Origin of the sequence: Autumnicola tepida, from assembly GCF_031846485.1 — a bacterium.
GTDB classification, from domain to species: Bacteria; Bacteroidota; Bacteroidia; order Flavobacteriales; family Flavobacteriaceae; genus Autumnicola; species Autumnicola tepida.
This window is the reverse complement of sequence record NZ_JAVRHQ010000025.1, coordinates 24,848-46,395: the sequence shown is the minus strand read 5'-3', so window position 1 is coordinate 46,395 and position 21,548 is coordinate 24,848. Positions and strand designations below refer to the sequence as shown.

The 21,548-nt window shown below is 41.9% G+C and carries 10 protein-coding genes; 4 read left to right on the top strand and 6 right to left on the bottom strand.

Translation table 11 applies throughout. The features are described 5' to 3' along the window. Positions 1–6: 6 nt before the first annotated feature. From RM553_RS16215 to RM553_RS16205, 3 genes are all read right to left on the bottom strand, one after another. Entirely contained in the window at positions 7–12,555 is a 12,549-nt protein-coding gene (locus tag RM553_RS16215) for an HYR domain-containing protein (RefSeq protein WP_311536000.1), read from the bottom strand. 48 nt (positions 12,556–12,603) lie between these two features. Further along, positions 12,604–13,110 carry a hypothetical protein gene (locus RM553_RS16210; RefSeq protein ID WP_311535999.1) on the bottom strand — a complete coding sequence of 169 codons (507 nt, stop codon included), beginning with the start codon at positions 13,108–13,110 and terminating at the stop codon, positions 12,604–12,606. 315 nt (positions 13,111–13,425) lie between these two features. Further along, on the bottom strand, positions 13,426–13,917 hold the full coding sequence (locus RM553_RS16205) for a hypothetical protein (RefSeq protein WP_311535998.1): 492 nt from the start codon (positions 13,915–13,917) through the stop codon (positions 13,426–13,428). Between the two features lie 278 nt (positions 13,918–14,195). On the opposite strand from RM553_RS16205, the gene pdxH reads away from it, so the two are divergent. From pdxH to RM553_RS16185, 4 genes are read left to right on the top strand one after another with little or no spacing between them, the layout of a single operon-like run. Then, a complete protein-coding gene (gene pdxH, locus RM553_RS16200) occupies positions 14,196–14,843 on the top strand; it encodes a pyridoxamine 5'-phosphate oxidase (RefSeq protein ID WP_311535997.1) in 648 nt (215 codons plus the stop codon). A gap of 2 nt (positions 14,844–14,845) precedes the next feature. After that, positions 14,846–15,331, top strand: a complete 486-nt coding sequence (locus RM553_RS16195; RefSeq protein ID WP_311535996.1) for a SixA phosphatase family protein — start codon at positions 14,846–14,848, stop codon at positions 15,329–15,331. A gap of 5 nt (positions 15,332–15,336) precedes the next feature. After that, a complete protein-coding gene (ppk1, locus tag RM553_RS16190) occupies positions 15,337–17,436 on the top strand; it encodes a polyphosphate kinase 1 (protein WP_311535995.1) in 2,100 nt (699 codons plus the stop codon). After that, the gene (locus tag RM553_RS16185) at positions 17,433–18,338 is read left to right on the top strand and encodes a Ppx/GppA phosphatase family protein (RefSeq protein ID WP_311535994.1); all 906 of its coding nucleotides are present in this window, start codon (positions 17,433–17,435) and stop codon (positions 18,336–18,338) included. The genes ppk1 and RM553_RS16185 overlap by 4 nt, the downstream gene beginning before the upstream one ends. Here RM553_RS16185 and RM553_RS16180 read toward each other — a convergent pair. From RM553_RS16180 to RM553_RS16170, 3 genes are all read right to left on the bottom strand, one after another. Next, entirely contained in the window at positions 18,331–18,876 is a 546-nt protein-coding gene (locus RM553_RS16180; protein ID WP_311535993.1) for a hypothetical protein, read from the bottom strand. The genes RM553_RS16185 and RM553_RS16180 overlap by 8 nt on opposite strands. Before the next feature lie 157 nt (positions 18,877–19,033). Then, complete coding sequence (locus RM553_RS16175; RefSeq protein ID WP_311535992.1) at positions 19,034–19,618, bottom strand: MiaE family protein; 585 nt, start codon at positions 19,616–19,618, stop codon at positions 19,034–19,036. Positions 19,619–19,620: 2 nt separating this feature from the next. Next, positions 19,621–21,453, bottom strand: coding sequence for a DNA polymerase III subunit gamma/tau (locus tag RM553_RS16170; RefSeq protein WP_311535991.1), 1,833 nt, complete (start codon positions 21,451–21,453; stop codon positions 19,621–19,623). Between the last annotated feature and the right edge of the window lie 95 nt (positions 21,454–21,548).

Sequence of the window (21,548 nt, the reverse complement as noted above, 5' to 3'; positions counted from 1 at the left end):
CCTTTTTTATTTTGTTCCTAAATAGATGTAACCTTGAATGGGTTCAAATTCGCTATTCCTTATTTCAAGGATATAGAAATATGTACCCGCGGGTAGTTGATTGGAGCTGGTGAATGAGTTGGTGGCAAAACCATCCCAGTTATTTTGATAATCTTTTGCTTCATAAACTTTGGCGCCCCAGCGGTTGAAAATTTTCACATCATATACAAAGCCGCACTCGTTGGCAAAATCAATAGAGAACGTGTCATTGATTCCATCATTATTAGGAGTTACCGCTTTGGTAATGCTGTTTCTAACATCTCCAATGCTACAAGGTAACACCACGCAATCGTCATTTATTGAAACCGTTACTTCTGTAGTAGAAGAACAGTCGCCTTCAGTTTGATATTCGAATGTATAGGAACCTACCTGCAGTTGTGCCGGATCAATAATTCCCTGATCCAGGGCACCGGTATTTTCGGTATCTATCCATGTACCTGAAGGATCATAATCTCCCAGTAGCAGTTCAAAAAGATCAAACATAGAGTCCTCTATACAAAGGTCTACCGTGGTGGTTTCAATAACGGCAGCTACTGGTTCAGCAATGTTCACTGTAGTTGCTTCGGAAATTTGCCCGAATTCATCTCTTGCAGTTACATTGTAAGTTCCAGGTGCCACTTCGTTAAAAGTTCCGCTGGTCTGATAATTTTCACCATCGATACTATAGGTAAGACCTTCCACAACATCAACAAGAATAATTCCTGGTTCTGCACAGGTGGCTTCAATAGTAGTAACAATCGGTGCTTCCGGAGCAGGAGGAGTAGTGTCGGGTTCCTCTTCCACAGTCACGGTAAAGCTACACTGGGCAGTATTTCCGGAACCGTCAGTAGCGGTATAAGTGATTATGGTTGTACCAGCCGGGAACTGCGAACCTGAAGCAGGACCAGCAGTCTGTTCCACAGTAACCGAACAGTTATCAGTTGCGGTAGCATCTTCAAAATCTACCACAGCAAAGGATTCGTTTTCTTCAGTAGAAACTATAATGTTATTCTGACAAACAATCACCGGATCCTCATTGTCTTCCACAGTTACGCTGAAAGTAGTGGTAGCGGTATTACCTGCATTATCGGTAGCGGTATAAGTTACGGTAGTTCTTCCTGTTGGAAACTCTTCGCCGGAAGCTAAACCTTCGGTAAGTTCGATGCTTTCAATTCCACAATTATCGGTAGCCGATGGTGTTTCGTAAGAAACAATTGCACCACAAGAATTTTCATCTGTGGAAACTACAATATCATCCATTTCTTCAATTACCGGTGCCTGGTCATCGGTGATGGTGACGCTAAAGCTGCACACAGCAGTATTTCCGGCTTCATCGGTAACAGTGAATTCCACTGTTGTTACGCCTACAGGGAATATTTCTCCTGAAGCAGGGCCAGCAGTTTGTTCCACGGAAACAGTTCCGCCGTTGTCCACAGCTTGCGGAGTTTGGAATGTAACCACGGCACCACAAATATCCGCATCTGCGCTTTGTTCAATATCAGAAGGGCAAGTCAGCTCAGGAGCTTCCTCATCTTCGACAGTCACGGTAAAGCTACACTGGGCAGTGTTACCAGCACCATCAGTAGCGGTGTAAGTAATTGTAGTTGTACCAACCGGGAACTGCGAACCTGAAGCAGGGCCAGCAGTTTGTTCCACAGTTACTTCACAGTTATCGGTAGCGGTAGCATCTTCAAAGTCAACCACAGCAAAGGATTCGTTTTCTTCAGTAGAAACGGTGATATTATCCTGACAAACAATTACCGGCGCTTCGTTGTCTTCCACGGTTACAGTGAAAGTAGTGGTGGCGGTATTGCCATTATTATCGGTAGCGGTATAAGTTACCGTAGTTGTTCCTGTTGGAAATTCTGAACCAGGAGCCAAACCTTCAGTAAGTTCGATGCTTTCAATTCCACAATTATCGGTAGCCGATGGTGCTTCGTAATTCACAATTGCACCACAGTTGTCAGCATCAGTATCAACTACAATATCATCCATTTCTTCAATTTCCGGCGCCTGGTCATCGGTGATGGTTACGGTAAAGCTGCACACGGCAGTATTTCCGGCTTCATCGGTAACAGTGAATTCCACTGTTGTTACGCCTACAGGGAATATTTCTCCTGAAGCAGGGCCAGCAGTTTGTTCTACGGAAACAGTTCCGCCATTATCTACAGCTGAAGGCATTTCAAATTCAACAACGGCACCACAAATATCCGCATCTGCGCTTTGTTCAATATCAGAAGGACAAGTTAATTCAGGAACTTCCTCGTCTTCGACAGTCACGGTAAAGCTACACTGGGCAGTATTGCCGGAACCATCAGTTGCGGTATAAGTGATTGTGGTTGTACCAACCGGGAACTGCGAACCAGAAGCAGGGCCGGCGGTTTGTTCCACAGTAACAGAACAATTATCAGTTGCAGTAGCATCTTCGAAATCAACTATTGCATAAGATTCGTTTTCTTCAGTAGAAACGGTGATATTATCCTGACAAACAATTACCGGATCCTCGTTGTCTTCCACAGTTACAGTAAAAGTAGTGGTGGCAGTATTACCTGCATTATCGGTAGCGGTATAAGTCACCGTAGTTGTTCCTGTTGGGAATTCTTCCCCGGAAGCTAAACCTTCGGTAAGTTCGATGCTGTCAATTCCACAATTATCAGTAGCCGATGGTGATTCATAATTTACAATTGCACCACAAGAATTTTCATCTGTGGAAACAATGATATTTTCCATTTTTTCAATTACCGGTGCCTGATCATCGGTGATGGTTACGCTAAAGCTGCATACGGCAGTGTTTCCGGCCTCATCTGTCACGGTAAATGTTACAGTAGTAACTCCCACAGGAAATACTTCTCCTGAAGCAGGACCAGCAGTTTGTTCTACGGAAACACTTCCGCCGTTGTCCACAGCTTCGGGTGTTTCAAAGGTAACCACGGCACCACAAATATCGGCATCTGCATTTTCAGCAATATCAGAAGGACAAGTTAGTTCAGGAGCTTCCTCATCTTCGACAGTCACAGTAAAACTACATTCCGCAGTATTTCCGGAACCGTCAGTTGCGGTGTAGGTAATTGTTGTTGTACCAACCGGGAACTGCGAACCTGAAGCAGGACCAGCGGTTTGTTCCACAGTAACCGAACAGTTATCGGTTGCAGTAGCATCTTCAAAGTCAACTATTGCATAAGATTCATTTTCTTCAGTAGAGACAATGATATTATCCTGACAAGCAATCACAGGATCCTCATTGTCTTCCACAGTTACGCTGAAAGTAGTAGTGGCGGTATTACCATTATTATCGGTAGCAGTATAAGTCACCGTTGTTGTTCCTGTCGGAAATTCTTCCCCGGAAGCCAAACCTTCGGTAAGGGTTACGTTTTCAATTTCACAATTATCGGTAGCCGATGGTGATTCATAATTTACAATTGCACCACAAGAATTTTCATCTGTGGGAACAACAATGTTATCCATTTCTTCAATTACCGGTGCCTGGTCATCAGTGATAGTTACGGTAAAGCTGCACACAGCAGTGTTTCCGGCTTCATCGGTCACGGTAAATGTTACAGTAGTAACTCCCACCGGGAATACTTCTCCTGAAGCAGGGCCAGCAGTTTGTTCTACGGAAACACTTCCGCCGTTGTCCACGGCTGAAGGCGTTTCAAATTCCACCACAGCGCCACAGATATCCGCATCTGCGCTTTGAGAAATATCAGAAGGGCAAGTCAGCTCAGGAGCTTCCTCATCTTCGACAGTCACAGTAAAGCTACATTCTGCGGTATTCCCAGCACCATCAGTTGCGGTGTAAGTAATTGTGGTTGTACCAACCGGGAACTGCGAACCAGAAGCAGGGCCGGCGGTTTGTTCCACAGTAACAGAACAATTATCAGTTGCAGTAGCGTCTTCAAAGTCAACTATTGCATAAGATTCATTTTCTTCAGTAGAAACAATGATATTATCCTGACAAACAATCACCGGATCCTCATTGTCTTCCACGGTCACAGTGAAAGAAGTAGTTGCATTATTTCCTGAATTATCGGTAGCGGTATAAGTTATCGTAGTTGTTCCTGTTGGAAATTCTTCCCCGGAAGCCAAACCTTCGGTAAGTTCGATGCTGTCAATTTCACAATTATCGGTAGCCGATGGTGTTTCGTAAGAAACGATTGCACCACAAATATTTTCATCTGTGGAAACTAGAATATCATCCATTTCTTCAATTACCGGCGCCTGGTCATCGGTGATGGTGACGCTAAAGCTGCACACGGCAGTGTTTCCTGCTTCATCAGTTACAGTGAAAGTCACAGTAGTAGTTCCCACAGGGAATACTTCTCCTGAAGCAGGCCCTTCGGTTTGTTCTACGGAAACATTTCCGCCGTTGTCTATAGCTTGCGGTGTTTCAAAGGTAACCACGGCACCACAAATATCGGCATCTGCATTTTCAGCAATATCAGAAGGACAGGTGAGCTCTGGAGCTTCCTCGTCTTCCACAGTTATGGTAAAGCTACATTCTGCGGTATTCCCAGCACCATCAGTAGCGGTGTAAGTTATTGTTGTTGTTCCAACCGGGAACTGCGAACCTGAAGCAGGCCCGGCGGTTTGTTCCACAGTAACCGAACAGTTATCATTCGCGGTAGCGTCTTCAAAATCTACTACAGCATAAGATTGTCCTTCTTCAGTGGAAACAATGATATTATCCTGACAAACAATCACCGGATCCTCATTGTCTTCCACAGTAACAGTGAAAGTAGTGGTGGCGGTATTACCATTATTATCGGTAGCGGTATAAGTTACCGTTGTGGTTCCTGTTGGAAACTCTTCCCCGGAAGCCAAACCTTCGGTAAGTTCGATGCTGTCAATTCCACAATTATCGGTAGCCGATGGTGTTTCGTAAGAAACGATTGCACCACAAATATTTTCATCAGTATCAACAACAATATCATCCATTTCTTCAATTACCGGCGCCTGGTCATCGGTGATGGTTACGGTAAAGCTGCACACGGCAGTGTTCCCAGCCTCATCAGTCACGGTAAATGTTACAGTAGTAACTCCCACAGGAAATACTTCTCCTGAAACAGGACCAGCAATTTGTTCTACGGAAACATTTCCGCCGTTGTCTATAGCTTGCGGTGTTTCAAAGGTAACCACGGCACCACAAATATCGGCATCTGCATTTTCAGCAATATCAGAAGGACAGGTGAGCTCAGGAGCTTCCTCGTCTTCAACAGTCACGGTAAAGCTACACTGGGCAGTATTTCCGGAACCGTCAGTTGCGGTGTAAGTGATTGTTGTTGTGCCAACCGGGAACTGCGAACCTGAAGCAGGGCCAGCAGTTTGTTCCACAGTAACCGAACAGTTATCAGTTGCAGTAGCATCTTCAAAGTCAACCACAGCAAAGGATTCATTTTCTTCAGTAGAAACAATAATGTTATCCTGACAAGCAATCACAGGATCCTCATTGTCTTCCACAGTTACAGTGAAAGTAGTGGTGGCTGTATTACCATTATTATCGGTAGCGGTATAAGTTACCGTAGTGGTTCCTGTCGGAAACTCTTCCCCGGAAGCCAAACCTTCGGTAAGGGTTACGCTTTCAATTTCACAATTATCGGTAGCCGATGGTGTTTCGTAAGAAACGGTTGCACCACAAATATTTTCATCTGTGGAAACAATGATATCATCCATTTCTTCAATTTCCGGCGCCTGAGTGTCTATCACATTCACGGTTTGAGTGCATGTCGCGAAATTTCCGGCAGCATCAGTAACCGTCCATGTTACGATGGTTTGACCTTTTTCAAAAACTTCAGGAGCATCATTCGTAACAATTAATTCTGCTTCAGCAGTACAATTGTCTGTTGCAGTTGGGAGCCCAAGATCGATATTTGAAGCCTCACAACTACCATTATCTGCAGCTATTTCAACCATATCAGGAGCACATGTAATAATGGTTGGATCGATATTGTCATCTTCAGAAGGAATAGTAATATTCACAACCTCCTGACAATCTCCATCTCCATTGCTGACGGTTAACTGATATGTTCCTGAAGGAAGGGCAGCAAAAATTCCATTGCTGTGGGTAAACTCTTCTTCGGAATTTGCCAAAGTATAAGTCAATCCATTTTCAATTGCAATCTGTAGTTCTCCGTTGCTTTTTCCGCAAAGTGTACTGCTGATAGAAATAATTTCAGGTTGTGCAGGAGTTTCAGGTTGAGATTCGATAGTTACCGAAGTAGCTTCAGAAACACATCCATCTTCATTTTTGGCAGTTATTGTATATGTTCCTGCGATAAGTCCGCTGAAAGTTGCATTACTTTGGAAGTTATTTCCGTCGATGCTATAAGTAAAACCTTCAACAGTGTTTATGCTGAAAGATCCTGTAGCAACTGCACAAGTTGGCTGGGTAATTTCAGCAACCACAGGAGCGGCAGGAGTTTCTGGCTGCGCTTCAATCGTAACTGAAGTCGCTTCAGAAGTACATCCATCTTCATTTTTGGCAATTACGGAATATGTTCCGCCGATAAGTCCGCTGAAAGTTGCATTACTTTGGAAGTTATTTCCATCAATACTATAAGTAAAACCTTCAACAGTGTTTATGCTAAAAGCTCCGGTTGCAAGTTCACAAGTTGGCTGAACAATTTCACCTACGACAGGCGCGGCAGGAGTTTCCGGTTGTGCTTCAATGGTGATTGCAGTCGCTTCAGAAATACATCCGTCTACATTTTTGGCAATTATGGAATATGTTCCGGCAGCAAGTCCGCTAAAAGTTCCATTGCTCTGGAAATTGTTCCCGTCGATACTGTAAGTAAATCCTTCCGCAGTGTTTAGAGTGAAAGAACCGGTTGCAAGAGCACAAGTTGGCTGAACAGTTTCAGCGACAACAGGCGCGGCAGGAGTTTCCGGCTGACTTTCGATTGTAACTGAAGTAGCTTCAGAAATACACCCGTCTTCGTTTTTGGCAATTACGGAATATGTTCCTGCAGCAAGTCCGCTAAAAGTCCCATTGCTTTGGAAGTTATTTCCGTCGATGCTATAAGTAAAACCTTCCGTAGTGTTTAGAGTGAAAGCTCCGGTTGCAACATCACAGGTTGGCTGAGTGGTTTCAGCAACAACAGGAGCGGCAGGAGTTTCTGGCTGCGCTTCAATCGTAACTGAAGTGGCTTCAGAAATACATCCATCTTCATTTTTGGCAGTTATTGTATATGTTCCGGCAGCAAGTCCGCTGAAAGTTCCATTGCTTTGGAAATTTTGACCATCAATACTATAAGTAAAACCTTCAACAGTGTTTACAGTGAAAGCTCCGGTTGCAAGATCACAGGTCGGCTGAACAGTTTCAGCGACAACAGGCGCAGCAGGAGTTTCAGGCTGGTTTTCGATAGTTACCGAAGTCGCTTCGGAAATACATCCGTCTTCGTTTTTGGCAATTACGGAATATGTTCCTGCAGCAAGTCCGCTAAAAGTTCCATTGCTTTGGAAATTATTTCCGTCGATGCTATAAGTAAAACCTTCTGTAGTGTTTAGAGTGAAAGCTCCGGTTGCAAGATCACAGGTCGGCTGAACAGTTTCAGCGACAACAGGCGCGGCAGGAGTTTCAGGTTGAGATTCGATAGTTACTGAAGTCGCTTCAGAAGTACATCCATCTTCATTTTTGGCAATTACAGAATATGTTCCGGCAGCAAATCCGCTGAAAGTTCCATTGCTTTGGAAATTATTTCCATCAATACTATAAGTAAATCCTTCAACAGTGTTTATGCTAAAAGCTCCGGTTGCAATATCACAGGTCGGCTGAGTAACTTCAGCAATCACAGGCGCAGCAGGAGTTTCGGGTTGTGCTTCAATGGTAACAACAGTAGTTTCAGAAATACATCCATCTTCATTTTTGGCAATTACGGAATAAGTTCCGGCGGCTAGCCCGCTGAAAGTTGCATTGCTTTGGAAATTGTTCCCGTCGATGCTGTAGGTAGAGCCTTCCGCAGTGTTTATGCTAAAAGAACCGGTTGCAAGATTACAGGTTGGCTGAATGATTTCAGCTACCACAGGCGCGGCCGGAGTTTCAGGCTGTGCTTCAATCGTAACTGAAGTGGCTTCAGAAATACATCCATCCTCATTTTTTGCAATTACGGAATAAGTTCCGGCGGCTAGTCCGCTAAAGTTTCCAGCCAACTGGAAATTGTTCCCGTCAATGCTGTAGGACAATCCTTCCGCAGTATTGATGCTGAAAGATCCGGTAGCAACAGTACATGTTGGCTGGGTAATTTCAGCAACCACAGGAGCGGCAGGAGTTTCCGGTTGTGCTTCAATGGTAACAACAGTAGTTTCAGAAATACATCCATCTTCATTTTTGGCAATTACAGTATATGTTCCGGCAGTAAGTCCATTGAAAGTTCCGTTTGCCTGAAAGCTATTTCCATCGATGCTGTAAGTGAATCCAGCAACAGCATTTAAACTTAAAGAACCAGTTGCCACAGCACAGGTTGGCTGAGTAATTTCAGCAACTACTGGTGCAGCAGGAGTTTCTGGTTGAGATTCGATAGTGACAGAAATCGCTTCAGAAACACATCCATCTTCATTTTTGGCAATTACAGTGTAGGTTCCTGCAGCAAGTCCGCTGAAAGTTCCATTGCTTTGGAAACTATTTCCGTCGATGCTATAGGTAAAACCTTCCGCAGTGTTTAGAGTAAAAGATCCTGTAGCAACTGCACAAGTTGGCTGAGTAATTTCAGCAACAACAGGCGCAGCAGGAGTTTCCGGTTGAGATTCGATAATTACTGAAGTCGCTTCAGAAATACATCCATCTTCATTTTTGGCAATTACGGAATATGTTCCGGCAGCAAGTCCGCTAAAAGTTCCATTGTTTTGGAAGTTGTTTCCGTCGATGCTATAAGTAAATCCTTCCGAAATGTTAATGCTGAAAGATCCTGTAGCAACCGAACAAGTTGGCTGAACTGTTTCAGCTACAACAGGCGCGGCAGGAGTTTTGGGTTGTGCTTCTATGGTTACTGAAGTCGCTTCAGAAACACACCCATCTTCATTTTTGGCAATTACGGAATATGTTCCGGCAGCAAGTCCGCTGAAAGTTCCATTGCTTTGGAAATTATTTCCGTCAATACTATAGGTAAAACCTTCCGCAGTGTTTAGAGTGAAAGCTCCGGTTGCAACATCACAGGTTGGCTGAGTGGTTTCAGCAACCACAGGGGCGGCAGGAGTTTCCGGTTGTGCTTCAATAATTACTGAAGTCGCTTCAGAAATACATCCATCTTCATTTTTGGCAATTACGGAATATGTTCCGGCGATAAGTCCGCTGAAAGTTCCATTGCTTTGGAAGGTATTTCCGTCGATGCTATAAGTAAAACCTTCCGCAGTGTTTACAGTGAAAGTTCCGGTTGCCAGATCGCAGGTTGGCTGAGTAGTTTCAGCAACCACCGGCGCGGCAGGAGTTTCAGGTTGTGCTTCGATAGTTACTGAAGTCGCTTCAGAAATACATCCATCCTCGTTTTTGGCAGTTACGGAATAAGTTCCGGCAGCAAGTCCGTTGAAAGTACCGTTGCTTTGGAAATTGTTTCCGTCAATGCTATAGGTAAAACCTTCCGCAGTGTTTAGAGTGAAAGAACCGGTTGCAAGAGCACAAGTTGGCTGAACAGTTTCAGCTACGACAGGCGCGGCAGGAGTTTCGGGTTGTGTTTCGATAGTTACAGAGGTCGCTTCAGAAATACATCCATCTTCATTTTTGGCAATTACGGAATATGTTCCTGCAGCAAGTCCGTTAAAAGTTCCGTTTAGCTGGAAATTGTTTCCGTCAATGCTATAAGTAAATCCTTCCGCAGTGTTTAGAGTAAAAGATCCTGTAGCAACTGCACAAGTTGGCTGAGTAATTTCAGCAACCACAGGTGCAGCAGGAGTTTCAGGTTGTGCTTCGATAGTAACAGTTCCGGAAATAGCTTCACATGTTTCGTTAGAAACTTTAACGCTGTATGTTCCCGGAGCTACATTATTAAAATTGCCGTTTTCCAGGCTAATTCCTGTAGCTTCCCCTTCGGCGTCAAGCAATATATAAGAAAGCCCGTTTTCAATATTTGCAACCGCAATCGTTCCGGTGGCGGTTTCGCAGTTTGTTTGCTGAGAAACGCTTATTACCGGAGCTTCAGGTAAACCTTCATTTTCTTCTATAGTCAGGCTTGCAGAAACCGGCTTACATTCAATATTTGAAGCCTCAACCTGGTAAGTTCCAGGCGCAACATTTCTAAAATACCCGTTTTGGTATTCATAATTAGTAGCCGAGCCATTTTCATTTAAAAGTGCATAAGTGATTCCGGCGGAAGCATTTTCAACAGCAATTACTCCAAAAGGATCTTCACAGGTAGATTGTTGCTCCACCGAAGCTTCAGGATTAGCTATCACATTAACAGTTATAGCCGCTTTATTCGGACTGATGCAGCTGTTTGAAGCTCCTTCTGCAACGTAATAAGTAAAGATACCTGCTTCAGAAGTATTAGGAGTAATAGATTGTTGCGGAACAGCATTTTCAGAAGAATAATAATACAACTGGTATTCAGGATTCGTAGGCCTGGCGGTTAAAGGCTCAGCTTCAGCATTAAGGCAATATTCAATATTTTCAGTTTCGGGTACAGAAGTAACAGAATTTACTTCAATCTGAAACGGAATGTAACAATTCTGAGCTCCCGGAAGTACCGCGTAATATTCGGCAGAAACGTTGGGGAAAGGATTGTTGATGTTATATTCCACTGAAGCTGAAGTTAGCGGAAACTCATTATAAAACCGGCTTCCCTGAGGGAATGCCGAATTAATATCGGTAATTGGAATGCCATTTTCCCGGTTGCAATATACAAATACACTCTCGTCTGGTGTATCTCCGCAGTGCTCTGCAATATATTGTGTGGCATCAATGGCTACGCTTAGCGGAGTAGTAATAGGTTCGCCATCGCATGAGCCATTATCCCGGTAACCTTGTATAAGATCTTTATTGTTGACATCAATACCTGTAATTTGCCCTTTTCCGCTAAGGTTTCCGTTAAAAATAATATTGTAGCCATCGCCACAGCTGGAATTCTTAAGAATGGTACAGTCTTCAGTTATTCTGAAAGAAAGGGTGATATCTGCAAGTACGGTATTATTATTCTCTGCCACAGGAAGTGTTCCTATTTCCCAAACCACTGAACCTGTAGCTCCCAGCGATGGATCGTAAGTTACATTGTTGGGGGAAGGCGAAGGGGAATAATAGATATTCTTTTCGGCAGAGTTATTCAGATAATCCAGATTATAAGCAACAGGAATTACCAGTCTGGCATTTTCTATAGGTTCATTTCCCTTATTTCTGATTTCGACCTTGTAGGTGATTTCGTCTCCCGGAAGGCCGGAATAAGGTGTAGAAACACTCTGGTTATTAATTTGTTCTACAGAGCTTACGCCTTCAATATTTGGTGCATAGGCATCTACAGACATGACCATATTAAAAATAACATAGGTATCCTGCGTGGAGCCGTAGCGGAATTTAGTTGAAGACTGGTTATTGGCTATTACCTGGTTATTTTCATTGGGAACATTGAACATGCTAATGTCCAGCCCGGTATTATTTACAAGATTAGGGTTTCTTGAGGCACCAGTTTCTATTGAAGAATTAAAGAAGTTGTTATATGAATTGTTATCATGCCTGAGGCTTAACCAGTTCCCATCGCTATTCTTCTGAATCTGGAAATAATCGCCGCTAATTCCGCGGTCACCCTCGCCGGCCATAAGGCCTAATTTCATGTTCACATCACCATTTTGCGCAGTGTTAAACCCGGAAATAGGAATTTCATAATCTCTAACAGCATTGCCCTCCACATAAGCATAGCCGTCAAAAACGGTAATATCACGAAGGTCCATTTTTGAATTCTCGTAGATCACTACCATTCCCCAGCCACCGTAATAGCCGGTTGCCCCACCGTTTCCTTCAGATAAAGCCATGTTGGCAACCCAGTAGTCCCCGGTTCCCCCAGCTCTTACATAATCTGTGACTTCAGCATAGGCCACGTACATATTATCATCTCCGGGGAAAAGAATGTCTGATGAATTAGCTGTAACCTCCTGATAAGAACCATTAGGAATCTTAAACTTTACAGCTTGTCTATTCGTGTTGATTATATCATCATTATTGTAATTGTCTATATTGTTTTTAGTCCTTCCGGTCCAGTACAAACCTGCATAAACAATATGGGAACATTCCTGATTGGCATCATTTTCCGAGGAAAATTTTAACTCTGCCCGGGAAGAATTATCGGTACGGGGGTCATTGTCCCTATCCACAAGCACCATCCCGTTGTTACTGTTGTTCCTGTCTTCATCATAATACTGGAGCGTCATGTTGGTGTTCCCGATCATGGCAAAATCTCCGTGAATATTATAGATTTTCCTGGTAGGAGTGTAGGAGGAGGTACGCTGGGTAAAGCTTTTTCTTACCTGAGCCTGCAAATTTGTACCACCTGCAAAAGAGAGCAGCAGTAAAAATAAGCATGTAAAGAGTTTAGCAGATATTCTGCAGTAGTAGTTTTTTTCCATAACTTTTAGATTAAAATATGGCAGGAATTCTTCTGTCTTTCTTCTGTACTATTCCGGGGTGGAAACCACGTATAAAACAGTTACCTCTCCCACATTTCTGAAAATTCTCTCAACCTGCCCTGCAGTGCAATTACCTGTACATTCTACAAAAATGTATTTAAGGTTGTTGAAACTTTTAAAGCCTGAGAGATCGAGAGTTTGTGAAAAGGAATTGGCTTGTGGTAATTGTAAAGTGATAAGTTCTATAGAATTAAAGATCTCTTCATCCTGGGATAAAAGGTTCCAGGAATCTGGTTTAACGCGTGCTATGAGAGGATCTTTTTCATCATAGGATTTTACTTTTTGGTCTTCTACAAAAATTGTCGGGTTGAGATCATAAATAAGAGCGTTTATGTTCTCCACTTGTGCAGTGTTAAAAGAAGTTCTTGATTTTGTAGTGGGTTTCATTATCTGCTCCAGATTGTAAGCCTGGTATTTTTGTGCAGATGCAGAAAAGGAGATCAGGAAGATCATCAGAAAATTTACCAGCATGACAGAAGTAGTAGTAGTCTTCATAGTTTAGATAGATTTGTGATAAAAAAAATTTAAAACTTAAATCTTTAATCTGTGGGGCAGAATTACGATCTAATTATAGTTGAATTTATATCGGGCAAAATTTGGGGGATTTCACCTATAGGTTCTAATTATGAAATCTATTATAGCTGTTCAACAGTGTAAAATTACCAGAATAAAAAGCTTAAAAAAGTTTTTGAAGGAATTTTAGATGTAGTGTAGAATATACTCGTTCAACAGCAACTTTGGTATTTAACAGAGAAGTGCAAATTGTAAATTAGGAAATATGGCGAGAAATGTATGAAATTAAATGTCTAATCATTTAATTTCATACATAAGCATTCTGTGTTCTTGTTCCTGTTCAATAAGAGGAAATTTTTTCAGATCAATAGTGTAGATCCATCCTTCTTCGACAGTTTCAAAAACATCGTAAGTAGAACTTGAGCTGTATCCCAGTTCTTCTATGGCGTATTTTAGCCAGGTTTTATAGTTAGGCACCTCCATTGGGGCCTGATTGGCCGTTACTGTAAGATGATCATCTACTATATTAATTGAATATTTAGCGTTCAGGCCGTTTTTGACTTCTCCAATAGAGATCCAATCACCCTCCTCCATTTTGTAGATGTAAATTTTATTAAGGTTTTGTGGATTAAAATCTACAGCGTATACGGTATGATTTCTTTCGTAGCTTTCCTTGTTGGCCATACCCGGAACAGAACAACTGATAATGGTGCTCAGAATTAAAAGGATAAACAGAAATCTGGAAGTGTAATTATTAATCCTTCCGGTACTTAAAACATGTTGGCTCATTATACTACGTTCTTCAGTAGCAGGCTAAGTTGCATTAATTCCGGAGGGACGTGAGAATTAATAAGTAGCAAGTTAGGGCTATTTATTTCAAAAATAAAAGCTGGACTAACGCTTATAGATAAAAAACAATAAAAAATCGACAAAATACATATCTTAACTTTTTATTCAGAAACCAAGAGGAATCCTTCCTACTTTCTGTTATATAATCCAGAGTTTAAAGTGCATCCTAACATTTTAACTTCCCTTCAAAACTCGTAAATTGCCGGAAATGGCTATACATGGAAAAAGATCTTCAGAATTATAGAAAATCATACGAAAAAGGAGAACTCCTGGAAACAGATGTCCCCGAAGATCCTTTGGAACTATTCGAAAACTGGTTGAACGCTGCCGAGGCACATCCCTCTGTAGATGAAGTTAACGCGATGAACCTCTCTACATTCGAGCTGGATGGTTTCCCCAAGAACAGGGTGGTGCTTTTAAAGCAGTTCGATAAGAGGGGCTTCGTATTTTTTACCAATTACGAATCAGATAAAGGAAAAGCTATCGAAAAAAATCCAAAGGTTTGCCTTTCTTTTTTCTGGCCGGCCATGGAACGCCAAATCATTATAAAAGGAGTGGCCTCAAAGATTTCTGAAGAGGAATCTGCCGCATATTTTCACTCCAGGCCACGGGGAAGCCAACTGGGAGCTTTGGCATCAAACCAAAGCCGTTCCGTAGCTTCCCGAAAGGTACTTGAAGATAAACTGCATGAATTTGAAAAAGAATATAACGGGCAGGAAATACCAAAACCAAAAGAATGGGGCGGTTACCTGGTTGTTCCTTATAGTTACGAGTTCTGGCAGGGTAGAAAAAACCGTCTTCATGACCGTATGCTATATAGCCGTAATGATAATAATGATTGGAACCTGGATCGTTTAGCACCATAATGATGAAAAGATTAATTTTGATAAGACACGGCAAATCTTCCTGGAAAGAAGATCTTCCGGACCACATGCGGCCGCTTAAAAAAAGAGGTTATCGTGACGGGGAGGCAGTTTCTAAAGCCTTCAAGGAGTTTTATACCGCACCGGCTCATTTTTGGAGCAGCCCAGCGGTACGGGCACTGGAAACCGCTAAAATCTTTAAGAATAGACTGAAAGTGCCTGACGAGGATTTCGAAATTGTAAAAGATCTTTATACCTTTAATGAGGATGAGCTTTTAGGGGTTATCCGGGCTTGTAAAGACCAGGTGGAAAAACTGATTGTTTTTGGTCATAATCCGGCCATGACTAATGTGGTAAATTTCTTAGGAGATAATCCTATGGATAATTTGCCTACAACAGGATTATGCGTGATAGATTTTGAAGAAGACAGCTGGAAGAATATTAAGAACGGAAAAATCCTGGTGACATTATTACCTAAGAATTTGCGATAAATTATATGAATAAAAAATACATCAACAGGGAACTCAGCTGGCTTCAATTTAACTCCAGGGTTCTTCAGGAGGCAGAAGACGAAACTGTTCCGCTGATTGAAAGACTTCGTTTTTTGGGTATTTTCTCCAATAATCTGGATGAATTTTTCAAAGTTAGATATGCTACTGTTAAAAGAATAGACCTGGCCGGCAAAACCGGTAAAAGTGAATTAGGTGGCATTAAAGCAAGTAAATTACTGGAGAAAATCACTGAAATTGTGATCAGGCAACAGTCGGAAAGTTTAAAGATCCTGGATGATATCCAAACGCGCCTTAGGGACCATAATATTAACATCATTAAAGAAGACGAAGTTTCTGATTCCCAGCAGGATTATATCCGTAATTTTTTCCTCTCAAAAGTTAGTCCGGCGCTGGTAACGATCATTCTAAATGACCTTACCGAAATTCCCAGCTTAAAAGACAGTGCCGCCTACCTTGCCGTAAAGATGGTAATGAAGGAAGAAATACCTAAACACGGCATAACACACCTAATTGACCGCCCGGTTAGGGAAAAGAAGTACGTTCTTATAGAAATTCCACGTAGTATTGAGCGTTTTGTAATACTTCCGGAGGAGAACGGCAAGCAATATATCATGTTGCTGGATGACCTGATTAGGTATAACCTGCACCGGATTTTCAATATTTTCGATTATGAGAGCATTACCGCCCATATGATTAAAATAACCCGGGATGCAGAACTGGATATAGACAGTGACCTTAGTAAAAGTTTTATAGATAAAATTTCCAGCAGCGTTAAAGACCGTATAAAAGGAGATCCCGTTCGCTTTGTTTATGACATGAATATAGAGGAAGATACCCTTACTTATTTAATGAATAAGATGGGAATCGACACTACAGATAGTATTATTCCTGGCGGCCGTTACCATAACCGCAGGGATTATATGGGCTTTCCCAGCGTGGGATCCAAAGATTTGTATTATGAAGTAAACGAGCCTTTGCCAATTCCGGGGCTTATCCTGCAGGCCAGCCTGTTATCTGGAATCGCACAAAAGGATTTTCTGCTTTATACCCCTTATCAAAGTTTTGCATATACCGTAAAATTCCTGCGGGAAGCTGCATTGGATCCAAAGGTAAAAACTATAAAAATTACCATTTACCGGCTTGCCAAGATCTCCCATATTGCCAGTTCTCTTATCAATGCCGTGAAAAACGGAAAAAAAGTGACCGTACAAATTGAGCTTAGGGCGAGATTTGACGAAGTTGCCAATATCAGGTATGCAGAGCAGATGCAGCAGGAGGGCGTTAACCTTATTTTTGGGGTGCCTGGTTTGAAAGTACACTGCAAAGCCTGCGTAATTGAAAGGGAAGAAAACAGTAAATTAATTAGGTATGGTTTTATAAGTACAGGTAATTTTAACGAATCTACCTCCAGGGTTTATACCGACTATACTCTTTTTACCGCCAATGCTGAAATTCTGAAAGAAGTAGACAAGGTTTTTGATTTCTTTGAAACCAACTATAAGGTAAGCAAGTACAAACATTTGCTGGTTTCGCCGCATTATACCAGAATAACGTTGATGAACCTAATTCAGAAGGAAATAGATTCCGCGAAAAAAGGTATACATGCTGAAATCAAACTGAAGCTAAACAGCCTTTCCGATTATAAGATGATCGATAAACTTTACATGGCCAGCCAGGCCGGGGTTAAGATCAAGCTGATTGTAAGAGGCATCTGCTGTCTTATTCCCGGCGTAGAAGGAATGAGCGAAAACATTGAGGCTATAAGTGTGGTGGATAAATTTTTAGAACATCCACGGGTTTATATATTTGAAAATGCCGGGGACCCGAAAATCTATATTTCTTCTGCCGATTGGATGACGCGGAATATGGACCAGCGCGTGGAAATTTCCTGTCCTATTTATCAGGAAGATATCAAGCAGGAAATCCTGGAAACTTTTGAAATTAGCTGGAAAGACAATGTAAAAGCAAGGATTTTTAATCCTGAACAGGAAAATATTTACAGAGAGCATAAGGAGCCGGTGACGCGTTCCCAGTTTGCCCTTTATGATTATTATTTGAAAAAGATAGAAACTACTACAGAGTGATTACACAAAAAAAATACGCAGCAATAGATATAGGATCAAATGCCGTGAGGCTTTTAATTTCCACTGTAACAGAAAAGGCAGGGAAAGAAACCAATTTCAGGAAAACATCACTTGTGCGCGTACCAATCCGTCTGGGTGCAGATGTATTTCTTCATCAAAAGATTTCAGAAAATAATATCGCCAGGATGCTGGACACCATGCAGGCTTTTGACCTGCTTATGAAGTCTCACGGGGTAGAAAGATATAAAGCCTGTGCCACTTCGGCAATGAGGGAAGCTGAAAACGGAGAGGAGGTTACCCAAAAGATCAGGGAGAAAACCGGGGTGGAAATCGAGATTATAGATGGCAGCCATGAAGCGGCAATTATCGCGGCTACAGATTTACACGCGCTAATCCAGAATGACTGTAACTATTTGTATGTTGACGTTGGAGGCGGGAGTACAGAATATACGCTTTACAGCAATGGGAAAACCGTTGCTTCAAAATCTTTCAAGGTAGGTACAGTGCGGCTTTTAAATGATTTGGTTGAAAATAAAACCTGGAAAGAAATGGAAACCTGGGTAAAGGATACTACCAGAGATTTTAAGGAAATCGATCTTATTGGTTCCGGCGGAAACATTAACAACATTTTCAAGACCAGCGGTAAAAAAGAAGGCAAGCCCCTGAGCCTGGCCTATCTGAAGAAGTATGATGAATTGCTGAATTCCTATACTTATGAAGAACGCATTACCGAACTGGACCTGAAGAGCGACCGTGCCGATGTGATTATTCCGGCTTCAAAAATTTACCTGCGTTCTATGAAATGGGCGAAGGCGCATAATATCCACGTTCCTAAAATTGGCCTTTCAGACGGGATCATAAAATCGCTTTATAATGAGGAACACCAAAACGCTTCTAATTAAAAGTAAGTAATTGCTTTTCCTCCATTTTTAGCGACTTTCTGAGAAAGGTAGAAAACAGTATGAAAAGGAATAAGAAGATAAACAGAATACTCAGGAAATCCTTGTTTTTTTCAGGAGTAAAAAACATGATGGCTAGAATAAGTAACCCTGCAGAACCCAGGATGTATAACAAGATGCTTAGCTTTTTCTTTTTCAATTTCAGTTGGTGAAGATAAGATGAAGAGTAGATCTTCTCTTTAAGTTTTTCCCTGGATGTATTTTTGTTAAATTCCCGCATCATTTCATCAAAGCCCTTCGATAATTCTTGTTTCATATCCCTGGTTGGTGGGAAAAGGGCGGGGCGGAAAGAATGTCTCTTCCCGTTTTGTTCAATTATTATGAATTTATCGGGACCACGGTTGCCACTTATGTACTTCCACCGGATGATATCCTTAATTAGAATTTCTTCCCTGGTAATTTTCCTGAATATAGGTTTTCTATACCACTTTATCAGTAGTTTTTCTTCTGAAGATGTAATTAACACTTCACCTCTAAACAAAGGGTAGGTTAGGATTGGGAATAAAACAACCAGCAATATTAACAAAGAGGATTTTAAGAAAAATCCCGCTAATAGCATCGTCAGAAAAAAGCCAATGCACGCTGATACAAAATGTACTATGGAAATGGTTTTAAACTTTATGTTCAAAACTGAAGAATTACCCGTGAATGCTTTCTTTGTTTCCCAGGTCCTTCATTACTTTGGCTTCAAATTCCAGTAAATCCTGCCATTTTTGATCTACCTCTTCCTTGTTTTCGCCATATTTGCGTGCAAATTTTAAGAACATTGTGTAGTGGTTTGCTTCACTTACCATCAGGCTTCGGTAGAATTCTGCGAGCTGCTTATCTTCCAGTTTTTCCGAAAGTAAACGAAACCGCTCACAGCTTCTTGCTTCAATAAGTCCTGCAATTAATAATCTATGCACAAGCTGGGTGGGCCTGCTGCCGCCTTTAGGAAAGAAATTACGCAGTTGCAATACGTATTCATCTTTACGGTCATAACCCATAATGTATCCCCGCTCCAGGATTTTATCGTGCACCATTTTAAAATGTCCCATTTCTTCCCTGGCAAGTGCCGTCATGGCAGTAACCAGTTCATTATATTCAGGATAGGTAACAATTAAAGAAATTGCCGTAGAAGCCGCTTTTTGCTCACACCAGGCGTGGTCTATCAAAATTTCATCGATGTTTTTTTTAGCAATATCGGCCCATCTGGTGTCTGTGGGTAATTTTAATCCTAACATGGCTATACGTCTAAATCAAAGGTGGTTCGTAATTTTTCTATCAGCGGGTTTTTTTCCTTCAGCTTATTATATTTTTCCATTGGAGTGAAGGCGAATTTTTTGGCGCTGCTTTCATTCACATGAATGTTAAGGGAAATCTGTGAGTTATGGAGTTTGTGTTTCAGAAATCCCATAAGTTTATTCTGGGCCCTTTCCAAATCCAGCTTCATGGTTTCATTTGGCAATTCCATGGTGATTTCCTTTTCCTTAAGCCTTGGTAAATCTGTTTCCAGGATAGAAGCCAGGATTTTCTCTCCGTTCTTCTTCAGTCTTTGCACGTATTCATTCCAGGCAAGGTGCAGCTGATTTTCAGTGAAATCGCTGGTCATTTCCTTTTCCTTCGGAACATTTTCCTGCTGTTTTGCCTGGATTTCTTTTTTCTTCCGAATGCTTTTCAGGGAAAGTCCTGAAACTCTTTCTTTTTTAACTGAAGTGTCGATTACCGGTTCTTTGGCTGGCGCTTCCGCAGCAACAGCAGCCGGGGTGGATGGAGTTTGCTTATTTTCTTCCGCAGGGCTTTTTTCTGAATAATATTCAGGGTTTTCCTTTACCGGGGCACATTCGCTATCGGGAGTTTTATTTTTTTCTGAAGGAAGTTGTGCTTCTTTTGGCGCTACAGCATCATTGGAAGCATATTCATTATTTTGAATAAGCTTTTTTTCTTCCGAAGAAAGAGGAGAAGGGGCGTTTTCAAAATGTTTGGGTGGAATTATTCCGCGCTCAGGCTTTTTTTTTTCTCCATCAAAAGTGATAGAGGCAAGCTGCATTAGGCACAATTCTACCAAAAGCCGCTGATTTCGACTGGTTTTGTATTTGAGGTCACAGTCATTCGTGAGCTCGATTCCTTCCAGTAAGAAGCGGTGGGAAGCTTTTTGAGATTGTTCAAAATATTTGGTTTTGGTCTGTTCTCCAACTTCCAGCAGGGAAATTGTCTTTTGATCTTTACAAACCAGCAAATCCCTAAAGTGGGAGGCAAGGCCAGCGATAAAATGGTGCCCGTCGAAACCGCTGGAAAGAATGTCATTATAAGTAACTAACAATTCCGGGATGTTGTTTTCCAGGATAAGGTCTGTCACCTTCATATACGTATCATAATCCAGTACGTTCAGGTTTTCGGTGACGGCTTGCCGGGTAAGTTCATTTCCGCTAAAACTAACCACACGATCATAAATTGAAAGCGCGTCGCGCATGGCGCCATCTGCTTTCTGGGCAATGATCTGCAAAGCATCCTCATCGGCGTTCACTCCTTCCTGTTCTGCGATATATGCCAGGTAATTTTTGGCATCAGTCACGGTGATCCTTTTAAAATCAAAGATCTGGCAACGGGAAAGAATGGTAGGAATTATCTTATGTTTTTCAGTAGTCGCAAGGATAAAAATCGCATGTTTCGGCGGCTCTTCCAGCGTTTTTAAAAAAGCATTAAAAGCAGAGGCAGAGAGCATATGCACCTCGTCAATAATATACACCTTGTAATGCCCAACCTGCGGGGGAATCCTAACCTGGTCTATAAGGTTACGAATATCGTCCACCGAGTTATTGGAAGCAGCATCCAGCTCAAAAATGTTAAATGCGAAATCTTCATCGGGCGAATGGTGTTCATCCTGATTGATCATTTTCGCCAAAATACGGGCACAGGTGGTTTTTCCCACTCCACGCGGACCGGTGAACAGCAATGCCTGCGCAAGATGATTGTGCTTTATGGCATTGGCAAGGGTGTTGGTAATGGCCTGCTGGCCAACAACATCCTTAAAGGTTTGCGGTCGGTATTTACGGGCTGATACTACAAAATGCTCCATCAAAATCTATTGAAGCACAAATATAAAAATCACAAACCTAAAGTTGAAGTTTGTGGTGTTTATTTTTAAACAAAAGCGGAAGAGAAATCAACAAT

What these genes read in the sequence shown, in the direction of transcription:
- RM553_RS16215 (WP_311536000.1), bottom strand. Translation starts at nt 12,555, where the DNA reads ATGGAAAAAAACTACTACTGCAGAATATCTGCTAAACTCTTTACATGC.
- RM553_RS16210 (WP_311535999.1), bottom strand. Translation starts at nt 13,110, where the DNA reads ATGAAGACTACTACTACTTCTGTCATGCTGGTAAATTTTCTGATGATC.
- RM553_RS16195 (WP_311535996.1), top strand. Translation starts at nt 14,846, where the DNA reads ATGAAAAGATTAATTTTGATAAGACACGGCAAATCTTCCTGGAAAGAA.
- RM553_RS16175 (WP_311535992.1), bottom strand. Translation starts at nt 19,618, where the DNA reads ATGTTAGGATTAAAATTACCCACAGACACCAGATGGGCCGATATTGCT.
- RM553_RS16205 (WP_311535998.1), bottom strand. Translation starts at nt 13,917, where the DNA reads ATGAGCCAACATGTTTTAAGTACCGGAAGGATTAATAATTACACTTCC.
- ppk1 (WP_311535995.1), top strand. Translation starts at nt 15,337, where the DNA reads ATGAATAAAAAATACATCAACAGGGAACTCAGCTGGCTTCAATTTAAC.
- RM553_RS16170 (WP_311535991.1), bottom strand. Translation starts at nt 21,453, where the DNA reads ATGGAGCATTTTGTAGTATCAGCCCGTAAATACCGACCGCAAACCTTT.
- pdxH (WP_311535997.1), top strand. Translation starts at nt 14,196, where the DNA reads ATGGAAAAAGATCTTCAGAATTATAGAAAATCATACGAAAAAGGAGAA.